The organism is Actinomadura luteofluorescens (assembly GCF_013409365.1).
Lineage (GTDB): Bacteria > Actinomycetota > Actinomycetes > Streptosporangiales > Streptosporangiaceae > Spirillospora > Spirillospora luteofluorescens.
In genome coordinates this window covers 6574280-6593989 of sequence record NZ_JACCBA010000001.1, presented here as the reverse complement: position 1 = coordinate 6593989, position 19710 = coordinate 6574280, and the positions used below count along the sequence as shown (strand labels likewise).

Annotated in this window: 17 protein-coding genes and 1 pseudogene; 7 read left to right on the top strand and 11 right to left on the bottom strand. The window is 72.9% G+C overall.

Annotation, left to right across the window (positions count from 1 at the left end; genetic code table 11):
• Window positions 1-11: 11 nt before the first annotated feature.
• Window positions 12-1004 carry an urea transporter gene (locus BJY14_RS30730; protein WP_246396172.1) on the bottom strand — a complete coding sequence of 331 codons (993 nt, stop codon included), beginning with the start codon at window positions 1002-1004 and terminating at the stop codon, window positions 12-14.
• 222 nt (window positions 1005-1226) lie between these two features.
• Between BJY14_RS30730 and BJY14_RS30725 the strand changes: the two genes are divergently transcribed.
• Window positions 1227-2555, top strand: a complete 1329-nt coding sequence (locus tag BJY14_RS30725) for a metal-dependent hydrolase family protein (protein WP_312879479.1) — start codon at window positions 1227-1229, stop codon at window positions 2553-2555.
• 1 nt (window position 2556) lies between these two features.
• Here the strand turns inward: BJY14_RS30725 and BJY14_RS30720 are convergent, their stop codons facing one another.
• Genes BJY14_RS30720 through BJY14_RS30695 form a run of 6 tightly spaced genes read right to left on the bottom strand, consistent with a single transcriptional unit; the run spans window position 2557 to window position 8490 of the window.
• Window positions 2557-4137, bottom strand: a complete 1581-nt coding sequence (locus BJY14_RS30720) for a fused response regulator/phosphatase (RefSeq protein WP_179846810.1) — start codon at window positions 4135-4137, stop codon at window positions 2557-2559.
• Window positions 4134-5858 carry a sensor histidine kinase gene (locus BJY14_RS30715; RefSeq protein WP_179846809.1) on the bottom strand — a complete coding sequence of 575 codons (1725 nt, stop codon included), beginning with the start codon at window positions 5856-5858 and terminating at the stop codon, window positions 4134-4136. Before BJY14_RS30715 ends, BJY14_RS30720 begins: the two co-directional genes overlap by 4 nt.
• Before the next feature lie 4 nt (window positions 5859-5862).
• Complete coding sequence (locus BJY14_RS30710; protein ID WP_312879478.1) at window positions 5863-6915, bottom strand: anti-sigma regulatory factor; 1053 nt, start codon at window positions 6913-6915, stop codon at window positions 5863-5865.
• Complete coding sequence (locus BJY14_RS30705) at window positions 6903-7313, bottom strand: ATP-binding protein (protein ID WP_179846808.1); 411 nt, start codon at window positions 7311-7313, stop codon at window positions 6903-6905. The genes BJY14_RS30710 and BJY14_RS30705 overlap by 13 nt, the downstream gene beginning before the upstream one ends.
• Window positions 7310-7696 (bottom strand): STAS domain-containing protein, encoded by a 387-nt coding sequence (locus tag BJY14_RS30700; RefSeq protein WP_179846807.1) that lies wholly within the window; start codon window positions 7694-7696, stop codon window positions 7310-7312. The genes BJY14_RS30705 and BJY14_RS30700 overlap by 4 nt, the downstream gene beginning before the upstream one ends.
• The gene (locus tag BJY14_RS30695; protein WP_312879477.1) at window positions 7696-8490 is read right to left on the bottom strand and encodes an RsbRD N-terminal domain-containing protein; all 795 of its coding nucleotides are present in this window, start codon (window positions 8488-8490) and stop codon (window positions 7696-7698) included. Before BJY14_RS30695 ends, BJY14_RS30700 begins: the two co-directional genes overlap by 1 nt.
• Window positions 8491-8880: 390 nt before the next feature.
• Here BJY14_RS30695 and BJY14_RS30690 point away from each other — a divergent pair, with 390 nt between their 5' ends.
• The 3 genes from BJY14_RS30690 to BJY14_RS30680 are packed head-to-tail and all read left to right on the top strand — an operon-like array spanning window position 8881 to window position 11606.
• Window positions 8881-9522, top strand: coding sequence for a DUF1989 domain-containing protein (locus tag BJY14_RS30690; RefSeq protein WP_246396170.1), 642 nt, complete (start codon window positions 8881-8883; stop codon window positions 9520-9522).
• A 52-nt stretch (window positions 9523-9574) separates the two neighbouring features.
• A complete protein-coding gene (locus BJY14_RS30685) occupies window positions 9575-10705 on the top strand; it encodes an oxidoreductase (protein ID WP_179846804.1) in 1131 nt (376 codons plus the stop codon).
• A gap of 34 nt (window positions 10706-10739) precedes the next feature.
• Window positions 10740-11606: a polysaccharide deacetylase family protein gene (locus BJY14_RS30680; protein ID WP_179846803.1), complete on the top strand. Its 867-nt coding sequence runs from the start codon at window positions 10740-10742 to the stop codon at window positions 11604-11606.
• Between the two features lie 27 nt (window positions 11607-11633).
• On the opposite strand, the gene BJY14_RS30675 is transcribed toward BJY14_RS30680, so the two are convergent.
• Complete coding sequence (locus BJY14_RS30675; protein WP_179846802.1) at window positions 11634-13190, bottom strand: PucR family transcriptional regulator; 1557 nt, start codon at window positions 13188-13190, stop codon at window positions 11634-11636.
• Window positions 13191-13344: 154 nt separating this feature from the next.
• On the opposite strand from BJY14_RS30675, the gene BJY14_RS30670 reads away from it, so the two are divergent.
• Together BJY14_RS30670 and BJY14_RS30665 are read left to right on the top strand one after the other, a co-directional pair.
• On the top strand, window positions 13345-14736 hold the full coding sequence (locus tag BJY14_RS30670; RefSeq protein WP_218905656.1) for a purine-cytosine permease family protein: 1392 nt from the start codon (window positions 13345-13347) through the stop codon (window positions 14734-14736).
• Window positions 14737-15032: 296 nt separating this feature from the next.
• Window positions 15033-15569 (top strand): hypothetical protein, encoded by a 537-nt coding sequence (locus tag BJY14_RS30665; protein ID WP_179846800.1) that lies wholly within the window; start codon window positions 15033-15035, stop codon window positions 15567-15569.
• A 38-nt stretch (window positions 15570-15607) separates the two neighbouring features.
• Here the strand turns inward: BJY14_RS30665 and BJY14_RS30660 are convergent, their stop codons facing one another.
• Both BJY14_RS30660 and BJY14_RS30655 read right to left on the bottom strand, forming a co-directional pair.
• Window positions 15608-17152 carry a class I adenylate-forming enzyme family protein gene (locus tag BJY14_RS30660; protein ID WP_179846799.1) on the bottom strand — a complete coding sequence of 515 codons (1545 nt, stop codon included), beginning with the start codon at window positions 17150-17152 and terminating at the stop codon, window positions 15608-15610.
• Window positions 17153-17274: 122 nt separating this feature from the next.
• Window positions 17275-18504, bottom strand: coding sequence for an RNA-guided endonuclease InsQ/TnpB family protein (locus tag BJY14_RS30655; protein ID WP_179846798.1), 1230 nt, complete (start codon window positions 18502-18504; stop codon window positions 17275-17277).
• 25 nt (window positions 18505-18529) lie between these two features.
• Here BJY14_RS30655 and BJY14_RS45785 point away from each other — a divergent pair.
• Window positions 18530-18625: pseudogene (locus tag BJY14_RS45785) on the top strand (IS200/IS605 family transposase); the annotation flags it as partial.
• A 189-nt stretch (window positions 18626-18814) separates the two neighbouring features.
• Here the strand turns inward: BJY14_RS45785 and BJY14_RS30650 are convergent.
• The gene (locus BJY14_RS30650) at window positions 18815-19579 is read right to left on the bottom strand and encodes a hypothetical protein (protein ID WP_179846797.1); all 765 of its coding nucleotides are present in this window, start codon (window positions 19577-19579) and stop codon (window positions 18815-18817) included.
• Window positions 19580-19710 lie beyond the last annotated feature (131 nt).

Sequence of the window (19710 nt, the reverse complement as noted above, 5' to 3'; positions counted from 1 at the left end):
GCCACCGGCGGTCACCCAGCGCGCTCGATCTTGTTGAACATCGGGACGGCGGCGAGGAAAACCCAGGTCACCAGCACGAAAGGCCAGGTGAGGGTGTGGCCTCCGACCACCTCGAACAGGGTGCCGACGCCGGCCGTCAGGCCCGCCGCCGCCACCGTGCCGATCACGGCGTAGACGGCGCTCACCGAGGTGACCGCGACGAAGGTTCCGAACAGCGCGAGCCCGGTCAGCACGGAGTTGTAGCCGTACAGGCCGGCCCCGAGATCCGCGGCCTGCGCCCCCAGCGCCCAGCCGGTGAGCAGGCCGATCAGGCTGGAGACCAGGGCCACCAGCCCGGTGACCCAGCCGGCGATCACCAGCCCGGCCAGGAAGATCAGTCCGACGTACCACTTGTTCTGGAAGAACACCTGGCCGACCCCGTTGAAGGTGCCCTTCCAGAAGTAGGTCCAGGTCATCGCCGTGCCCGGGGCGGACTCCGACGGCGGGGCCGAGCCCGCGTGCTCCGCCCACACCCGGCCGAAGGACGGCCCGCCGATCACCATGACGGAGGTGATCACGCAGAAGGGCGCGGTGAACGTGGGCAGGTCGTACGGGGCGAGGACCATCCTCAGCGCCGAGGTCAGCACGCTGCCGGCGATCGCGCCGCCGACGACGAGCGCGGCCGTCATCCACCGGGCGTCCAGATAGAGCACCAGGCTGACGCCGATCAGCGTGCCGCAGAAGCCCTCCAGCCCCGGCGAGATGCGGTCCCGCCAGGAGACGCCGAACAGGTAGGCGGTGAGCGTGGCGGCCACCGTCCCCAGCAGCCCGAAGACGCCGAACTGCCACCCGCCCACGAACAGCGCCACGAGGAAGACCAGTCCGGTCCAGTAGTTCGGCTGGAATTCGACCTGCGCGATCCCTCTCGGGACGGTGAGCAGATGGTCGATCCCCCGCCGCCGTTCCGGACTTTCCGCCGGTTCCGGCGAATCCGGCGTATTCGGCGGCGCGTTTGCCGAGGACAAAGGCCAACTCCCTGGGAACGCCGCCATGTGATCGCGGGATGGAAATCTCGTACGCCCGGCCTGATGCCCGCCGCCTCGATCAACTAGCCCAAGAGACGTCACGCTTTGGGTCAACGACCGGCGCGCCGCGACGCCGGCCGCCGGGCTTCACGGGCACGGCAAGGCTTCGCAATCCCTTGGCGATCGCCCTCTCGCCGGACGCCGGGCGGGCAGGACACCCGCGTGGAGGATCAGGGGAGCGACACCGGGACGATCGTGATCCGCGATGTGCGGATCTTCGACGGGATGAGCGACCGGATCCGCGCCGGGCACGTGGTGGTCGAGGGCACGAAGATCAAGACCGTGGGCGACGGGGACCCGCCCGCGGGCGGCGCGGGCGGCACGGTCGTCGACGGGCGCGGAGGCACGCTCATCCCCGGGCTCAGCGACGCCCATGTCCACCTCGTCCTGGCCGGGGCCACGCAGGCCGAGCTGATGCTCGGCGGCGCCGGCGCCGGTCACCTCAGGGCCGCGGCCGAGGCCCGGGCGATGCTGATGCGCGGGTTCACGACCGTGCGCGACATGGCCGGCGACACCGGCGACCTCAAGCGGATGATCGACGCGGGCGCGCTGCCCGGCCCGCGCATCTACCCGAGCCACGCGGGCCTGTCCCAGACCGGCGGGCACGGCGACTTCGGCATGGTGTACGACGTGCCGACCGCGCTGGGCGGGGCGGCCACGCGCGCGGAGCGGCTGGGGCTCATGCGGATCGCCGACGGCCCCTCGCAGGTCCTCGCGGGCGTGCGCGAGCAGCTGCGGAAGGGCGCCTCGCAGATCAAGATGATGGCGGGCGGCGGGGTGGCGTCCGCCTACGACCACCTGGACGTCCTGCAGTACACCACCGGCGAGCTGCGCGCCGGGGTGCGGGCGGCGGCCGACTGGGGCACCTACGTCGCCGTGCACGTCTACACCGGTGCCGGGATCCGCCGGGCGGTCGAGGCGGGGGTCAAGGTGATCGAGCACGGGCATCTGGCGGCGGAGGACGACCTCGCCTTCATGGCCGGCGAGGGCGTCTGGCTCAGCACCCAGCCCTTCGCCGAGAGCGACCACTCCTACCCGGATCCGGCGTCGGCCGAGAAGAACCGGCGGGTGTGCGCGGGGACGGAGCGCGTCTTCGCCTGGGCTCTGAAGCACGGCGTGCGCGTCGCGTTCGGCACCGACCTGATGCTGGACCCGGCCCGCAGCGCCCGGCAGAGCGCGATGCTCGCCCGGACGGCCGGGCCGGCGGGCGGGGCCCTGGCGGCGCTGAAGATCGCCACGTCCGGCAACGCCGAGCTGTTCCGCGAGGCCGGGCCGCGCGACCCCTACCAGAACCCGACACCCGCCGACGTCGCCGCGCACGGGCGGGTCCCGCACCTCGCCCGCCTGGGAGTGATCGCCGAGGGGGCGTGGGCCGACCTGCTCCTCGTCGACGGCGACCCCACCCGCGACCTGGGCCTGCTGGCCGATCCCGGCGCCCACCTGAAGGTCATCGTCAAGGACGGCCGGATCTGGAAGAACACCCTCCCCTGACTCAGGGGTCGCGGCGCATGACGATGAGGGCGACGTCGTCCTCGCGGGGGCCGAACTCGGCGATGACGCGGTCGCTGAAGGCCTCCAGGTCCTCGTCCACGTCCGCGGCGAGGGTCCTGAGGCGTTCGAGGTTGTCGCTCAGGGGGACGGTGCGGTCCTCGATCAGGCCGTCGGTGATGAGGACGACGGCGCCGCCCGGCGGGACGCTCGTCTCCTCCAGGCCGAGCCGCTCGGCGGGGAAGCCGAGGAGCAGGCCGCCCCTGCCGCCGTACTCGGCCCTTCCCCCGGCGACGTGCAGGGGCGGGAGGTGGCCCGCGTTGGCGACCTGGAGCCGTCCCGTGCGCGGGTCCAGGGACATCAGGCACATCGTGGCGGTCTGGTCGTCGTGGTAGCGCTGCATCACGTTGTTGAGCAGCCTGAGGATGCCGGCGATGTCATGGCCCTCCGCGGCGAAGGCGCGCATCGCGTGCCGCAGTTCCGCCATGACGGTCGCCGCGTGCAGGGAGTGCCCCTGCACGTCGCCGATGGCCACCAGGACGTCCTCGCCGCGGTCGATGACCTCGTAGAAGTCGCCGCCCACCTCGGCCTGGTCGCTGGCCGGCTCGTAGCGGACGCTGAACGCCCAGCCCGGCATGGCGGGGTGGACGGCGGGCAGCAGGCTGCGCTGGAGCGTCAGGGAGATCAGGTGCTCCTCGGTGTAGGAGCGCAGCGCCTCCATCGCCAGCGCCACCGCCTGCCCCAGCTGGCGCAGGAGGTGGGTGGCGTCCTCGTCGGACGCGCCGACGGCCTCGATCGCCACGCCGATCGCGGGACGGCCGCGCTTGGCCCGCGAGGTGACCAGCAGGACGTCGCCCCTGGGTTCGCTGTCGGGCAGCAGCTCCCGCCATCGCGCCTCCGGCACGGCGGCGACGCGGGTGCCGGTGTCGTCGCCGAGGCCGGTCGTCGCGGCGAGCCGCGCGGGCACCTCGGGAGGGCACGGCCGGTTCCACGGCTCGCCGCCCAGGTGGACGGTCCTTCTCACCTGGCCGTCCGGGGGGAGGATGTACACCGCCGAGGGCACCGAGAAGATGTCGAGGGCGCCGCGCGCCGCCACCGCCGCGAGCCCGTCGAAGGTCGTGGCGGCGTTGATGGCCAGCGAGGTGCGGGTGAAGGCCGCCATCCGCTCGGCGATCCGCTCGGCCCGGCGCCGGGCCTGGTAGTAGCGCAGGACCGCCTCGGCGGTGGCGATGAACTCACCCGGGTCGATGGGGTCGGTCATGTAGGCGTCGGCGCCGCGCCGCAGCCCGCTGGTGCGGTCGGTGACCTCGACGGCCGCGGCGGAGATGTGGACGACGGGCAGCGACGCCGTGGCGGGGGCGGCCTTGATCTGCTCGCAGACCTCCATGCCGTTCGCGTCGGGCAGCTGGACGTCCAGGACGACCAGGTCGACCTGGTGCTCGGCGAGCCGTTCCCAGCACTGGGCGGCGGTGGCGGCCTCCACGACGGTGTGCCCGGCGCGGCGCAGCCAGCTGCCGATGATGTAGCGCTTGGTCTCGTTGTCGTCGACGACCAGGGTGGTCGCGGTCGGTATCGCGTCGGTCACGGCGTCCGCGCCGTCCGCCGGGCCCGCGCCCGCGCCACCGCGTCGGCGAGCATGACCGGTGCGAGCTGGGCCTGGTCGAGGACGGCGTCCACGCGCTCCGGCCGCGTCTCGTCCGAGACGGCCGCGTCCGACGGGGCGATCAGCACGACGGCGGTCCCCGGGGGCGGTCCGTCCGGCCCGCCGACCGCGTCGGCGGGAGAGACGCCGGAACCGAGCAGGATCAGCTCGGGCGGGTCGGCGGCGGCCGCCAGGTCGCGGACGGTCTGCGGATCGCCGGCCTCGCTGACGCGTTCGGCGACGTCGCCGAGCACGTCGCGCAGGACCCCGCGCCCGGCGTCGTGCGCGTCGGCGACGAGCACGTGCGTGAGGCCGAGTTCGGCCAGGCTCCGGTACGCGGGCAGGCGCAGCGTCACCGTCGTGCCCGCGCCGACCTCGCTCTCCAGCGACAGGTCGCCGCCGAGGGCGTGGGCGAGGCGGCGGGAGTAGGTCAGCCCGAGCCCGGTTCCTCCCGGCCTGCCGCCCGGCACCTGGTAGAACTCCTCGAACACGCGCTCCTGCTCGCCGGGCGGGATGCCCACCCCGGTGTCGGCGACGGCGAACTCCAGGTGGTCCGGGGTGCGCCGGGTCGTCAGGCGCACCTCGCCCTCGTCGGTGAACTTGAGCCCGTTGGCCACCAGGTTGCGCAGGATGCGGGTCAGCATCACCTCGTCGGTGACGAGGATGAGGGCGCCCGCCTCGGCGGCGTCGAACCGGAGACGCACCCCGGACTGCTCGGCCATGGGCGTCATCAGGTCCGCCAGCTGCCGCAGCATCGAGGACACCTCGACGAACGTGCGGCGCGGCGCGAGCCGGCCCTGCTCGGCCTTGGCCATGTCCAGCAGCTCGTTCACCAGGGAGAGCAGGGTGTCGCTGGCGCCGGCGACCAGCGAGACCTGGTGCCGCTGCTCCTCGGTGAGGGGTTCGGCGGCGGGGTCGAGCAGCAGCCGGGTGAGCCCGATGACACCGTGGACGGGCGTGCGCAGCTCGTGGCTGATGTTGGCCCAGAAGCGGTTCTTGGCCTCGCCCGCCTCGCGGAGCTGGTCGGACTTCTCCTCCAGTTCGGCGTACAGCGCCACCACCCCCCGGTTGGTCTCCTCCAGCTCGGAGGACAGCTCGTTGTAGAGGGCCATCACGCCCTGGTTGGTCTCCTCCAGCTCGGTGTTGAGCCTGCGGAGCTCCTCGCGCTGCCGCCGGACGTCCTCCAGCGCCTCGACCAGCTCGGCGTTCTGTGTCCGCAGCTCCTCCAGGGCGGTGGCGGGTTGCAGCCGTCCCAGCCGGGCGCGCAGGTCGGCGAGGGTCGCGCCGGCCACGTCGGCGACGTCCGCGGGCAGGGCCTTCGCGAGCCGGACGGTCCGCCGCGCCTCCGTGCCCGTCTCCTCCAGCAGGTCCATGAGGCGCGCGGCCGCGGCGTCGCCCTCCTTCGGCCGGCGAGCGTCCCGCGCGGGCGCGTACTCCATCTCGACCAGCAGCCGCGGCGCCGGCCGCCGGTCGAGGAGGAAGGCCACCGCGACCGTGCCCGCGTGGGCCGCCAGCTCCCGGCCGATCTCGCTGAGCGCGGTGGCGACCCGCACCTGGTCCTGGAGGTCCAGGCGGACCGCCGCGGCGACGTGCCGCCCGGCCTGGCGGAGGGCGAAGATCCCCTCGTCGTCGGCCACCCGCAGACGCAGCAGTTCCTCCGCCACCGGCTCACCTCCGCCCGGCGGTCGTCACGGCGAGGACGCAGCGGTCGTCGTGCCGCACCCCGGCGGAGCGCAGCAGGTCCGCGGCGATCAGCAGCGGATCGCGGGAGGGCCCGGGACGGCCGGCGGCGTCCCACTTGTCGGTCAGCCCGTCGGAGTGCAGCACCACCACGGCGTCCCGGGGCAGGTCGTAGGCGTGCTCTCGCAGCGTCCTGGTCTTCGCGCCGGCGATGCCCGGAACCGAGATCATGCCGTGCCGGCGGTCGGGGCCGACGATCCATCCGGCGACGTTGCCCAGCCCCGCGAACCGCACCGCGCCCGCCGCCGGGTCCACGGCCGCCACGGCGACCGCGCCGCCACGGGTCGCCCCGAGCCGCTGGTGCACCAGCCGCAGCAGGTCGATGGGGCGCGCCGGCAGCACGGCCTCGCGCATCGCCGCGACGGCCTCCTGGGCGGCCCGCGCCGCCATAGGGCCGTGCCCGAGGCCGTCGCAGACCATCGCGTACACCGTTCCGCCGTCCAGCCGCGCGGCGTAGGCGTCGCCGCACTCCTCCTCGCCGTCGATCGGCCGGGTCAGGCCGGCGAACGGCGGCCCCGGCGCCGCGGCGGCCCTGCCACCGAGCCGCGAGAACCCGGCGAACAGGACGGTGCCGGCTCCAGGAAGCGAATGCATCCCGGTGCGGTCGGCGAGCCGCTCGATCGAGCCGAGCCCGAGGCCGAGCGTCCCGGACGTGGAATGGCCGTCCAGGCGGGACGCGGGGACGTCGGTGATGCCGGGCCCCCGGTCCACGCACACGAGCTCCAGCGCGGCCTCCTCCCCCGTCCGGACTATCCGGACGAGGATCTCTCCCTGGACCGCGTGCTTGGCCAGGTTGGTGGCCGCCTCGGTCACCGCGAGCTGGATCTGCCCGAGGCGCTCCCCCGCGAAGCCGAGCCGCTCGGCCATGCGGACCGCCTGGCGCCGCGCGCCGGCCGCGGCGCTGGGCTCCTCGGCCCGCAACCAGATCGCGTCACCGGCCGAGGGGCTGGTCATCCATCCGGTGCCGGTCAGCGGATCCACTTGGTCACCGTCACCGTGGTGCCCCTCCCGACCTCGGTCTCCAGCTCGAACTCGTCGGCCAGGCGCCGCGCGCCCGGCAGCCCCAGGCCGAGGCCGCCGCCGCTCGTCCACCCTTCGGTCAGCGCCTGGGCCACGTCGGGAATTCCGCCGCCCGTGTCGGTGAACACCAGCCGCACGCCGGCGCGGCCCCGCGCGTTGACGACGGGCTCCACGCGCGCGCTGCCGCCCCCGCCGTGCACGAAGGTGTTGCGGGCCAGCTCGCTGGCCGCCGTGACGATCTTGGTCTGGTCGACCAGTGACATCCCCGCAGCGGCCGCCGCGGCCCGCACGAGCTGCCGCACCCGGACCACGTCGTCGTTGGAGGCGATGGGGACGGAGTCACCCGCCGGAGTCGTCACGGGCTGTCCACCGCGCCGGGCCCGATGGCCGGCAGCGGCGCGCCGAGCAGCCGCATGCCCTTCTCCAGGTCCAGGGCGGTGCGGACCCCGCCGAGCGACAGGCCCAGCTCGACCAGGGTGATCGCCACCGCGGGCCGCATCCCCACCACGACCGTCTCGGCGTCCATCAGCCGCGACATCGAGGCGATGGTGGCGAACATCCGGCCGATGAAGGAGTCCACGATGTCCACCGCGGTGATGTCGATGATCACGCCGCGGGCGCCCGTCCTGACGATCCGGTCGGCCAGATCCTCCTGGAGCGCCAGGACGGTCTGGTCCTGCAGATCGACCTGGATCGACACCAGCAGCACCTGGCCGATCTTCAGAATCGGGACGCGCTCCATCAGGCCCCCGCCCCGCCGACGAGGCGGGTACCGCTGCGCTCCATGGCCCACTCCAGGGCGTCGGCCAGCGAGGCCTTCGTCGGAATGTCGCCGAACTCGATCCCGAGCGCCACGATCGTCTGGGCGATCTGCGGGCGGATGCCGGAGATCACGCAGTCGGTGCCCATCAGCCTGGCCGCCATCACCGTCTTCAGCAGGTGCTGGGCCACCTCGGTGTCCACGGCCGGGACCCCGGTGATGTCGATCACCGCGAACTGCGAGCCCGTCTCGACCAGGCGCTCCAGCAGGGTCTCCATCACCACCTGCGTGCGCGCGGAGTCGAGCGTGCCCACCAGCGGGACCCCGAGGATCCCCTCCCACAGCTTCACCACCGGCGTGGACAGTTCGAGCAGCTGCTCGGTCTGGTCGGCGATGACCTGCTCGCGCGCGGCGGCGTAGGTCTCGAAGGTCAGCAGCCCCAGATCGTCGACACCGGAGGAGAACGCCACGAACTCGGCGTACGCCGCCACGTCGCCGATGGCGCCGACCTGCTCCAGCACCGCCTGCTTGAGCGCGAACACGCTCACCGCGGTCTCGCTCGGGCTGAAGCCCTGCCGGGCGCGGGTGCGGGAGATCTCGGTCAGCGCGGCCCGGAGTTCCCCGGCCGCCTCCCTCTCGCCGCCGGTCGACCTCTCGATCAGCCCGTACAGCTCGGAGAGCTCGGCTCTGAGCTCACTCTCCGTGATGCGGCCGCGCACCCCCGCGACGACCAGGTCGACCCACCGGTCAAGAATGACATCCCGTCGGGAGCGCAACAGCTCCGGAAGATGCGCATCGCCTGTTCCCTTGCTCAAAAGCCGTGCTCCCTCTCTGCCCCGGGCGCCGTCATCACGCACGAACGCTGCGGGAAGAGTACCGCCCATAGCAGAGAGAATCGGACGGAGCGCCATGATTATTCACGGCCGCCCCGGTTCCGGTCCCGCCTCGGGCCCCGCGCGGCGGGCAGGGCGGGGGCGGCGCGGGGAGCCAGGAAGCGACTGACCGGTAACCACGCCTGCCGGTCACCGGCCGTGACCGAGAGCACGCGCGCCCGGCGGCCCGCCCGCGCGGTGCGAAAGCGGGCACGCCCGACGAACAAGCCGGACGGCGACCTGCTCAGGACGTCCGACCATGGATGAAAGTTCATTGTCGCCACCCATACCTGGATGAAGCTCCATGGCCTGGCCTGTCCATCCGGTGGTGTGCTGGGCGGCATGGTGACGATGGAACGGACGTTGGTGCCCGCCGGCGAAGGCCGGGCGGTGCGGGTGGCAGCCGGGCGGCGGGTGCGGGTCGTGGACGTGGAGGGCGGCCAGGTCGGCGACCTGTTCGCGTTCGCCGCGGACGATCCGCGCGAGCACCTGAGCGCCGCGCACACCCGCAGCGTGACGAGCCGGCTGTTCCCGCGGGTGGGCGAGGCGTTCGTCACCGATAGGCGCAGGCCCATCCTGACCCTGGAGGGCGACACCTCGCCGGGCTCGCACGACATGCTGATCGCCGCGTGCGACCCCGCCCGGTACGAGGGGCTCGGGGTCCCGGGGCACGCCTCGTGCGCGGGGAACCTGGAATCGGCGCTGGCGGAGATGGGGCTGTCGATCGCCACCGTCCCGCAGCCGGTCAACGTGTTCATGCGGATCCCGGTGGAGGAGTCCGGGCGGCTGCGGTGGCTGGCCGCCGAGAGCCGGGCCGGCGACGCGGTCACCTTCGAGGCGGCGATGGACTGCGTGGTCGTCGTGTCGGCGTGCCCGCAGGACCTGGCCGGGATCAACGGCGACGGCCCGACCCCGATGGCGATCGACGTCCTGTGAGGCGGACCGGCCTCGACCCGGTCCGGGAACGACAACGAGAAGGAGAGAGAAGATGACCGTCACAGTCGCGCACCCGGCGCTGGAGCCGGGACACGTCGGCGGGCTGCGCACGTCCAACCGCCTGGTGGTGGCGCCCATGACGCGGGTCTCGGCCTTGCCGGACGGCACGCCGACGCAAGAGATGGCCGAGTACTACGCGCGGTTCGCGCGCGGCGGGTTCGGCCTGGTCGTCACCGAGGGGACCTACACCGACGCCGTCTACAGCCAGGGCTACCTCAACCAGCCGGGCCTGGTGTCGGAGCGCCACGTGTCCGCCTGGAAGGAGGTCACCGCCGGCGTGCACGAGGCCGGAGGCGCCATCGTGGCCCAGCTGATGCACGCGGGCGCCCTGTCGCAGGGCAACCCCTATCGCGACGAGACCGCGGGACCGTCGGCGGTGGTGCCGCAGGGCGTCAAGATGCCCGAGTACGGCGGGCACGGCCCATGGGCGGCGCCCCGGGAGATGAGCCTGGACGACATCGGGCAGGCCGTGGACGGTTTCGTCGCCTCGGCGGCGAACGCCAGGCGCGCCGGGTTCGACGGTGTGGAGATCCACGCCGCCAACGGCTACCTGCTGGACCAGTTCCTCACCGACTACACCAACCTGCGCGAGGACTCCTACGGCGGGCCGGTCGCGGCCCGGGTGCGCCTGGCGGCGGAGGTCGTCGCGGCGGTCCGCGCGGAGGTGGGACCGGACTGGCGCGTCGGGGTCCGGGTGTCGCAGACCAAGGTGAACGACTTCCGGTACCGCTGGCCCGGCGGCGCCCACGACGCCGAGGTGATCTTCGCCGCGCTGGCCGAGGCGGGCGCGAGCTACCTGCACGTCGCGAGCGAGGGGCGCAACTGGCTCGACTCCGCGCGGCTGGACCGGGGGCTCACCGTCACCGGCCTGGCCCGCCGGGTGAGCGGCCTGCCGGTGATCGCCAACGGCGGGATGCACGACGCGGACCTGTCGGCGCAGGTCCTGGCGGACGGCCACGCCGACCTGGTCTCGGTGGCCCGGGCGGCGCTGGTGAACCCCGACCTGCCGCGCCGCCTCGCCGAGGGCACGGCGTCCGAGCCGTTCGACCATGCGATGCTGTCGCCGATGGTCACCCTGGACAACGCCCGGCGCTGGGGGCTGGCGGCCGGTGCGGACGCCTGATCCGGCGGCCGGGGGCGAGGAAGGGGACGGGGACATGGCCCGAAGCTGGCGCGGAGGGGCCGCCGCGGTGGTGGCCCTGGGCTTCGACGTGGACGCCGAGACGCCCGTCCTCGCCCAGGGCGGCCGGTACGCCGCGCACGCGAGCACCATGTCCCACCAGGCCTACGGGCCGGACGTGGGGCTGCCCCGGATCCTGGCTCTGCTGGACGAGATGGAGGTCCCGGCGACGTTCTTCGTGCCGGGCTGGGTGGCCGAGCGGCGCCCGGGGCTGGCCGCCTCCATCGTCGAGCGCGGGCACGAGGTGGCGCACCACTCCTACGCCCACCGTCCGCCCACGTCGATGTCCCCGGAGGAGGAGCGCGCGGACTTCGAGCGCGCCCTGGAGGTGTTCGCCGGGCAGGGCATCGAGATCGCCGGGCACCGGGCGGCGCTGTGGGAGGCGTCCTGGACCACGGCGGAGCTGGTGGCCGAGCACGGGCTGCGCTACGACTCGTCCCTGATGGGCGACGACCGGCCCTACCGGGTCCGGGCCGCGGCGGGCGAGATCGTCGAGCTGCCGGTGCACTGGTCGCTGGACGACTGGGAGCAGTACGCGTTCCTGCCCGAGCCGCACGTCGGCTCGGTCATCGAGTCGCCGCACAAGGTGCTGGAGCTGTGGCGCGCGGAGCTGGACGGCATGCGGCACTACGGGTGCCTGTTCAACCTCTGCGTGCACCCGTTCCTGTCCGGGCGTCCGGGCCGGGCGCTGGCGCTGCGCCGGTTCATCGAGTACGCGCAGGAGTGCGGTGACGTGGCGTTCGCCCGCTGCCGGGACGTGGCGGAGGCGGCGTTCGCCGACCCGGACGTCCGGCCGCGCCCCCACCGCCCGCCGCTGGTGGACCCGGACGTCCACCCGCACTGACCGCCCGCGGCGCCGCGGCCGGGGACGTCAGACCATGTCGGCGGCGCGCAGGGCCAGGAAGAGGTCGACGCGGTCGGCGGTGCGGGAGGTGTCGCGGCCGGTCAGCTCACCGATCTTGGCGAGCCGGTTCCGCAGCGTGTTGACGTGCACCCGGAGGGCGGCGGCGGTGGCCTGCCAGTGCCCGTCGTGGTCCAGGAACGCGCGCAGCGTGGCCTCCAGCTCGCCGTCCCGCCTGGCGTCGTGCTCGCGCACCGGCGCGAGCACGCCGTCGGCCAGGGTCCGCAGGGCGGCGGCGTTCTGCGTCCCGAGCAGGAGCCGGTGCGGGCCGAGCTCGGCGAAGGTCCGGACGGCGGGCCCGGCGCCGCCCCGCCGCAGGGTGCGGCAGACCTCCCGCGACCTGATGAGCGGTTCGCGCAGCCCCGCCGGGCCCCGGGCGGTCCCGCCGAGGCCCACGACGGCGCGGTGTCCGGGGAACCGCTCCCCCACGGCGGCGGCGAGCCGCTCGGCGAGGGGCGCCGCCTCTCGCTCGCCGTGCCGCCACGACAGGACGGCCACCACGTCCTGCGATCCGGCCGCCACCACGACCGGGACGCCGGCGGCGACGAAGAACTCGCCGACCACCTCGGCGAGCCCGGGCAGGGTCGCCTCCGGGCCCGCGAACGCCGTCGTCCACACCGCGAGCGGCCCCTCGGGGTCGACGCCGAACGCGCGCAGCCGCCCGGGGACCTCGGCGTCGCGGCTGCCGCCCGACAGCACCATCTCCAGCAGCTCGCTGGCGAACCGCAGCTCGATCGCCTGCACGGCCTGCTGCTTGGCGACCTCCAGGCTGAGGAAGCGCGCCGCCTGGTCCAGCGCGTCCTGCTCGACGCGCGTCAGCTCGCTCACCGGGCGCAGGCAGATCAGCGCCGCGTCCACGTCGCCGACCGCCCCGACCAGGTACAGCGCGGCGCGTCCGGCGGCGCCGAGGTCGAGTTCCAGGGGCGGCGGACGGCGGGTCAGCCCCGTGGCGACCGTGTGGAGCTGGGCGGCGTCCAGCTCCGTCCCGGCCGAGGCCAGCAGCCGGCCCATCCGGTCGACGACCGCGAGCGGCAGCTCGTGGTCGCGGCGCAGCACCCGCAGGACCCCGGACGCGCCCGCGCCCCGCGAGATCGCCGTGGCCAGCGCGTCCCCCCGGCGCACCATGCCGACCAGCGCGCCCTGGCGCTCCTCGGTGTAACGGGTGGCGACGGCCTCGGAGATCGCGGTGAACGGCACCGCCGCCGCGATCTCCAGCAGGGGCACGCCCGCGTCGCGGCAGGCGGCGACCAGCTCCTCCGGCGTGGTGCGGCGCTCCGGGCGCAGGCCGAACACGATGCCCGCCGCCTGGGCCCGCTGGACGTTGGCGACGAACCCGGAGGCCGCGATCCGGTCGTCCCACAGGCCGTTGGTCAGCACCAGCTCGCGCCGCCGCACGTAGCCGGACGGGTCGGGCAGCTCGGTGTTGTGGACCCAGGCGACCGGTTCCTCCAGGGCCCCCGGCGGGCCCGGAACCAGGGCCCGGAGGCCCAGCGACTCGTCTTCCAGCAGGGACGCCAGCGTGAACATGTTGTGAATCTATCCAGCCAAGTGGAGCGATGGTAGAGGTTCCTCTATTTCTGGACGGACGCCACGGTGCTTTGGTGTGCTGTACGTCACGGACGGAGGAACCATGTCCAGCAACGAATCCGCACACCAGAGCCTTACAGCCCAACCGGTTCGCTTGGAGGAACCGGTTCGGTTCGACGAACACGGCATCGAGCCCATCCCGGCCTCCGCCCGCGACTCCACGCCGTGGCAGCAGTTCTGGATCTGGTGCGGGGCCAACATCGCGCCGATCAACTGGGTGCTCGGGGCGCTGGGCGTCACGCTCGGCCTGAGCCTGGTGGAGACCCTGGTGGTCGTCACCCTCGGCAACCTGGTGGGCTGCGCGGTCTTCGGGCTGTTCAACGTCATCGGCCACCGCACCGGCGTCAACCAGATGGTGCTCGGCCGCGGGCCGTTCGGCCGGCGCGGCGCCCTCGTCCCCGGCCTGGTGCAGGGGCTGCTGACCATGGGCTGGGTGGGCGTCAACACCTGGGTGGTCCTGGACCTCGTGATCGAGATCCTCGCCCAGGCGGGGGTGCACGGCGGCGCCGGGCTGCGCTACCTGGTGGCCGCGCTCATCATGGCCGCCCAGCTCGTCCTGGCCCTCTACGGCTTCTACGCGATCCGGACGTTCGAGAAGTACACCGTCCCCGCCACCGTGCTGGTCATGGTCGTCATGACCGGGCTGGCCCTGGGGCAGGCCGACCTCCACTGGACGACCGCCACCGCCACCACCGCGGGCGACAAGTTCACCGCCGTGACCCAGTTGCTCACCGCCATCGGCATCGGCTGGGGCATCAGCTGGCTGCCCTACTCCGCCGACTACAGCCGCTTCGTGCGCCCGCAGGCCTCGGACCGGTCGGTGTTCTGGTCCACCGCGCTCGGGATGTACGTCCCCACGGTGTGGCTGGCCGCGCTCGGCGCCTGCCTGGCCAGCGCGGGCGACGGCGGCGACCCGTCCAGCCTCGTGACCGGCGCGTTCGGGGTCATGGCCGTGCCGGTCCTGCTGCTGATCATGCACGGGCCGGTGGCGACCAACATCCTGAACCTGTACTCGTGCTCGCTCGCCGCGCTGTCGGTCGGCATCCGGATCGCCCGGTGGAAGGTGACGCTGGTGGCCGGAACGGTGGCGTCCCTGGTTCTGGTGGTGTTCCTGCGGGCCGACAGCTTCGCCCAGGCGTTCGACCACTGGATGGCGTCCATCCTGGTGTGGATCAGCCCTTGGGCGGCGATCGTCCTGGTGGACTTCTTCGTCCTGCGGCGCGGCCGGATCGACGTGGCCGCCCTCTACAAGGACGGCGGCGCGAACGTCCGGGCCCTGGCGGCCCTGGGGCTCGGGCTGCTGGCGGCATGGGCGTGGCAGTTCGGGACCGTGCCCGCCCTCCAGGGCCCCGTCGCGCGGGCGCTGGGGCACACCGACTTCTCGTGGCTCTCGGGCGGCCTGGTCGCGGGAGGCCTGTACTACGTCCTGGCGCGCCGAGCCCACCAGAAGGCCCCCCGGGCGGCCCCGGTCGAGAAGGTCACCTGACGGGAGCGTCCGTCCCCTCCACGGCGAGCCGCCGGCGCCATCGCGCCGGCGGCTCGCCGCGTGCGGACGCCCCGGAGCGAACGCATCCTCAACGGACCAACCATGTTCCCTGCGCGCCAGATTGGTGCATGGCCGGCCCCCGGGACCGGGAATGACCCAGTCGACCCGCTCGTGGAAATATCGCTCGCCCGGCCCTAAAATCGAACATATGATCGAGTGAGCGAGAAGGACCCTCTTCGAGCAGGGACCGGCCCGGGCCCCCGCCGGGCCGGCCGGACCTTCGACGTAAGGCGGACATGCCGATGGCGTTCTCCCCCGAGGTGCTCCCCGCCGCCGTCCAGGCGATCAGCAGCGCCTCCTCCCGCCAGCACCCCGTCGTCCTGATCACTTGTGCCCCCGACGGGTCGCCCCGGGTCTGCGTGCCGGACTGGGGCGAACTGCGCGTCCTCGACGACCGGCGCCTGCGCGTGGCGGTCTGGCCGTCCGGCCCCACCGCGGCCGACCTGGACCGCGGCACGCCCGTCCTGCTGATCGTCACCGCCCTGTCCGACGTCTACCTCGTCCAGGCCGCGGCCCGCCGGCTGGAGAACGCCGCCATGGTGTGGGCCCACTACGAACTCACGATCACCTCGGCGCGCCTGGCCGACCGCGGCACCGCGCCGCGCCTGCCCTCCGCGCGGGACGCCGAGGACACCACGGAGTACCTGGCGCAAGGCCCCCCGAGACGGGCCAGAGCCCACCGCCGGCACCCCGGCCAGCGCTCCCCCTGGGCCCGCCCATTGGAGCCCGAAGGAAAGACGGACCACCGCCGCACCGAACGCGCACGCCCCTGACGGACGACGGCCGCCGGCTCCTCCCCCGCTTCCCCGTGTCAGGTGAGGTTGGAGGTTCGGGACTCCCAGTAGGGGGCGCGGAGCTGGCGTTTCAGGGTCTTGCCCGAGGGATTGCGGGGGATCTCGGAGAGCCGGTCGAAGCCCCGGGGGGTCTTGTAGGCGGCCAGGTGCTCCCGGCAGAAGGCGCGCAGGTCGTCGTCCGTGGCGGTGCCGTCCGGCGCCATGACGATGGCGGCGTGGACGGACTCGCCCCATTCGTCGGACGGGACGCCGAACACGGCCGCGTCGGCCACCGCCGGGTGGGCGGTGAGGACGGCCTCGATCTCGGCCGGGTAGATGTTCATCCCGCCCGAGATGATCATGTCGGTGCGGCGGTCGCAGATGTAGTAGAAGCCCTCCTCGTCCCGGTAGGCGATGTCGCCGACGGTCAGCCAGTCGCCGCGGCTGGCGTCCTGGAACTTGCCCTCGGCCTTGTAGTAGGCGTTGAAGGTGCCGGTGCCGCGCACGTAGAGGTCGCCGGGCACGTGCGGCTCCTCGACGGGGCCGCCGTCCTCGCCGAACAGCGCGATCTCGACGCCGGGGGCGGCGCGGCCGCAGCTTCCGGGCTTGCGCATCTGGTCCTCGGGGCGCAGGACGGTGTCCACGCCGAGCTCGGTGGAGCCGTACACCTCGAACAGGGAGCCGTCGCCGATCCGGTCGACGTACCGGCGCTTGAGCTCGAAGGGCCACGGGGCGGCGTTGGCGATGACGCGCCGCAGGGACGACAGGTCCCTGCGGCGGATCGTCTCCTCCGGCAGGTCCACCACGCGGCGGATCGGGGTCGGCGCCGAGAACGTGGTGGTGACCCGGTGCCGTTCGACCAGGTCCAGCCAGCGTTCGGGGTCGAAGTCGCGCATCACGACCACGGTCCCGCCCATGAGCTGGACGATGAGCATGAAGCTCATCGGGCCCGAGTGGTAGAGCGGGCCGGTCGTGAGGTAGACGTCGCCGGGCTCGAAGCCGATCTCGCCGACCAGCCCGAGGACCAGCGCCGGGTCGGGCTCGCCCCGCACGACGCCCTTGGGCTTGCCGGTCGTCCCGGAGGTGTAGAACATCGAGGTGCCGGCCGCCGGGTCGGCGCCGCGGGCGGCGGGCTCGGTCTCGGGGCTCCGTTCGGCCAGGGCGTCGAGCGAGGAGGCCCAGTCCGGCGCCGCGGGACCCCAGGCGAGCCAGGCGCGGACGCCGGCCGCCCTCGTCCGGGCCGCTTCGAGCTGGGGAGCCTGCTCGGCGTCGAACACCACGAGCGCGGCGTCGGCGTTCTCGACGACGTAGGCGGTCTCCTCCGGCGTGAGGCGGTAGTTCAGGGGGACGCCGACGGCACCGCACTTGCGCAGGGCGGAGATCAGCGCGACGACCTCGGTGCTGTTGCGGCCGCACCACACGACCTTGGTGCCGGCCCGGACGCCGTGCTCGACCAGGAGGTTGGCGTACCGGTTCACCAGCGCGTTGAACTCGGGGTAGGTCAGGCGCCGCTCGTCCTCGACGACCGCGATCTTCGAGGGGGCGGCGGCGGCCATCGCCGCCAGCGGGTCTTCGGCGGACATGGTGATCGACCTCCTGCGGGGGGTTCACATGGGCCGGTGCGCCAGGGCGCGCTCCAGCCGTTCCTGGGCGCGGGCGGCCTGCCGGGCGCGGTAGGCGATCGGCATTTGACATCCTCTCCGCCCTAACGGACGGAGATTCCCTCCACGCTGCGCGCGGAACGCGCGGCGTCGGGGTGGGTTCCCGCTTCGTTGCGCGCTGCCGGGACGAGTCCCGGTCTTACGTGCGCTCCACGGGCGTTGAGGTCCGCCTGTCCAGCGGCCCTGACATTCCTGGCGGCGTTGACGTCCCGGTCGTGGTGACTGCCGCACGGGCAGTCCCACGTTCGGACGTTGAGCGCCATCTTCTCGTTGTTCCGGCCGCAGTCGGAGCAAATGCGGGTGGAGGGGAAGAACCGGTCCACCCGGCCGAAGGCACGCCCGTACCGGGCGGCTTTGTACTCCAGCATGCCGGTGAAGCCGGCCCAGCCCGCATCGTGCACGGACTTGGCCAGCCGGGTCCGGCCGAGACCGGTCACGCACAGGTCCTCGACGTACACCGCTTGGTTCTCGCGGATGATCTGCGTCGAGAGCTTGTGCTGCCAGTCCCGCCGGGTGTCGGCCACCCGCGCATGGGCGCGAGCGACCTTGACGACGGCCTTCTTTCGGTTCTGACTCCCGCGCTGCTTGCGCGCGAGGGCTTGTTGCAGCCGTTTGAGCTTGCGGGCGGCGCGCCGCAGGAACTTCGGCGCGGCCACCTTCGTGCCGTCCGACAGCACCGCGAAGTGCGTCAGACCCAGATCGACGCCCACCTCGGACTCGACCGGCGGCAACAGCTCGTCCGTCACCTGCACCACGAACGAGGCGAAATACCGCCCGGTCGCATCCTTGATGATCGCCACGCTCGACGGGGTCGAGGGCAGGGCGCGCGACCAGCGGACAGCGAGATCACCGATCTTCGGCAACCGCAGGCGGCCGTTGCCCAGGACCTTGAAGCGGGAGTTCTTCGTGAACCTGATCGCCTGCCGGTTGTCCTTGCGCGAGCGGTACCGGGGCGGAGCCACCTTGCGGCCCCTGCGCTTGCCGGAGACCGAGGCAAAGAAGTTCCGGTACGCGGTGTTGAGATCGGCGAGGGCCTGTTGCAGCACGACAGACGACACCTCGCCCAGCCACGCCCGTTCCGGGGTCGCCTTGGCCAGCGTGATGATCCGCTTGGACAACTCGGCGTCCGACACGTACGGCAAGCCCTGCTCGCGGGCTTCCTGCCGCAGGCGCAGCCCGTCGTTGAACACCACCCGTGCGCACCCGAACGCCCTCGCCAACTCGATCTGCTGGCCGGGCGTCGGATACACGCGGAAGTTGAACCGGAGCCGCACAAGAAGCACTTTACCATATTGGCTTATGGCAGATCTTGAAGACATCCGAACCTGCAGACATTGCGTTTTCGCTATGCACGTCCACTTGGTTTTCGTACCGAAGTTTCGGCATAAAGTGTTCACCGCTGGACGCCTACGTCCGGCACTTCCGGCTCACGGTGGTCCGGGACGCGGTCGCGCACTCCGACGCCGGGCTCGGGGACGCGGCGCTGCGCATGATGGGGTCGAACATGTGCGCCGAGATCGTCGACGCCGGGCGGTGCTTCTGAGAGGGGGCGTCCCGCGGCGCGGGCGGGACGCCCCCTGACCTTCAGCGCACGTCGACGAAGTCGTCGGGGGACTTCTGCCGGTCGAAGTTGCTCGTGCCGGGGAAGTAGGCGCGCCAGTAACCGTCGCGCGCCGCCGTGAACGCCTTGCGGTAACGGCCGTCGCGGGCGGTCTTCGTCGTTCCCATGTAGGTCCAGGAAGTGGAGCCCTTGGGAAGGAAATAGACGCGGATCGCCTTGCCCGGATAGGCCGTGTATCCGGTGCCGAGGTCGTTGAGCCGCTTCAGGCGGCCCGACACGGTGATCGGACGGCCCCTGAGCACGGGTTCGGGCGCGGCGTTGTGACTCTGGACGACCGTGTCGTACTTCTCGTACCAGTAGTCCTCGCGGCTGCCCAACGCCTTGCCCTTGCGGTCGTAGGCGATGACCCGGACACGCCATTTCCCCAGGCCGTCGATCTGGTTGGGGCAACCGACGCCCCAGCCCACCTGGTATCCGGGCAGGACCTTCTTGTAGACGAGCGGCGACGGGGCCCGCCCGTTGGGATCGATCAGATAGGCCTTGGAATAGGCGACCGAGGAGCCTTCGGTGCCCCACACCCACACGTCCATGGCGCAGGCCTTGTTGTAATCCCCCTTTCCTACGGAGAGGTGCTTCGGCACCTTGATGTGGAACTGCAGCGACTCGGCTTCGGCAGCGGTGGCGCCGCCGGCGAGCACGCCGGCGGCCAGTCCCAGCGCGAGGGCGCCGGAAACGATTCTGGGAGGCATCGGCGTACCGTCCTGTCTAGGTTCGACAGAAACGATCATGCCAGTTATCCGGCCCCCGCCCGACTGGTTCGGTGCGTCAGCAGGAGTGGTCGCAGGGGCGGCCGGGCGGGCCGCGAACGGCGCGTTCCAGGGTCTTGCGGGACGGCGGGCGGATGGTTACGGTGCACTCG

Coding starts and splice junctions, on each gene's coding strand:
- BJY14_RS30700 (WP_179846807.1), bottom strand. CDS start 7,696: ATGGAGCGCGTCCCGATTCTGAAGATCGGCCAGGTGCTGCTGGTGTCG.
- BJY14_RS30690 (WP_246396170.1), top strand. CDS start 8,881: ATGAAGCTCCATGGCCTGGCCTGTCCATCCGGTGGTGTGCTGGGCGGC.
- BJY14_RS30685 (WP_179846804.1), top strand. CDS start 9,575: ATGACCGTCACAGTCGCGCACCCGGCGCTGGAGCCGGGACACGTCGGC.
- BJY14_RS30680 (WP_179846803.1), top strand. CDS start 10,740: ATGGCCCGAAGCTGGCGCGGAGGGGCCGCCGCGGTGGTGGCCCTGGGC.
- BJY14_RS30675 (WP_179846802.1), bottom strand. CDS start 13,190: ATGTTCACGCTGGCGTCCCTGCTGGAAGACGAGTCGCTGGGCCTCCGG.
- BJY14_RS30665 (WP_179846800.1), top strand. CDS start 15,033: ATGCCGATGGCGTTCTCCCCCGAGGTGCTCCCCGCCGCCGTCCAGGCG.
- BJY14_RS30660 (WP_179846799.1), bottom strand. CDS start 17,152: ATGTCCGCCGAAGACCCGCTGGCGGCGATGGCCGCCGCCGCCCCCTCG.
- BJY14_RS30650 (WP_179846797.1), bottom strand. CDS start 19,579: ATGATCGTTTCTGTCGAACCTAGACAGGACGGTACGCCGATGCCTCCC.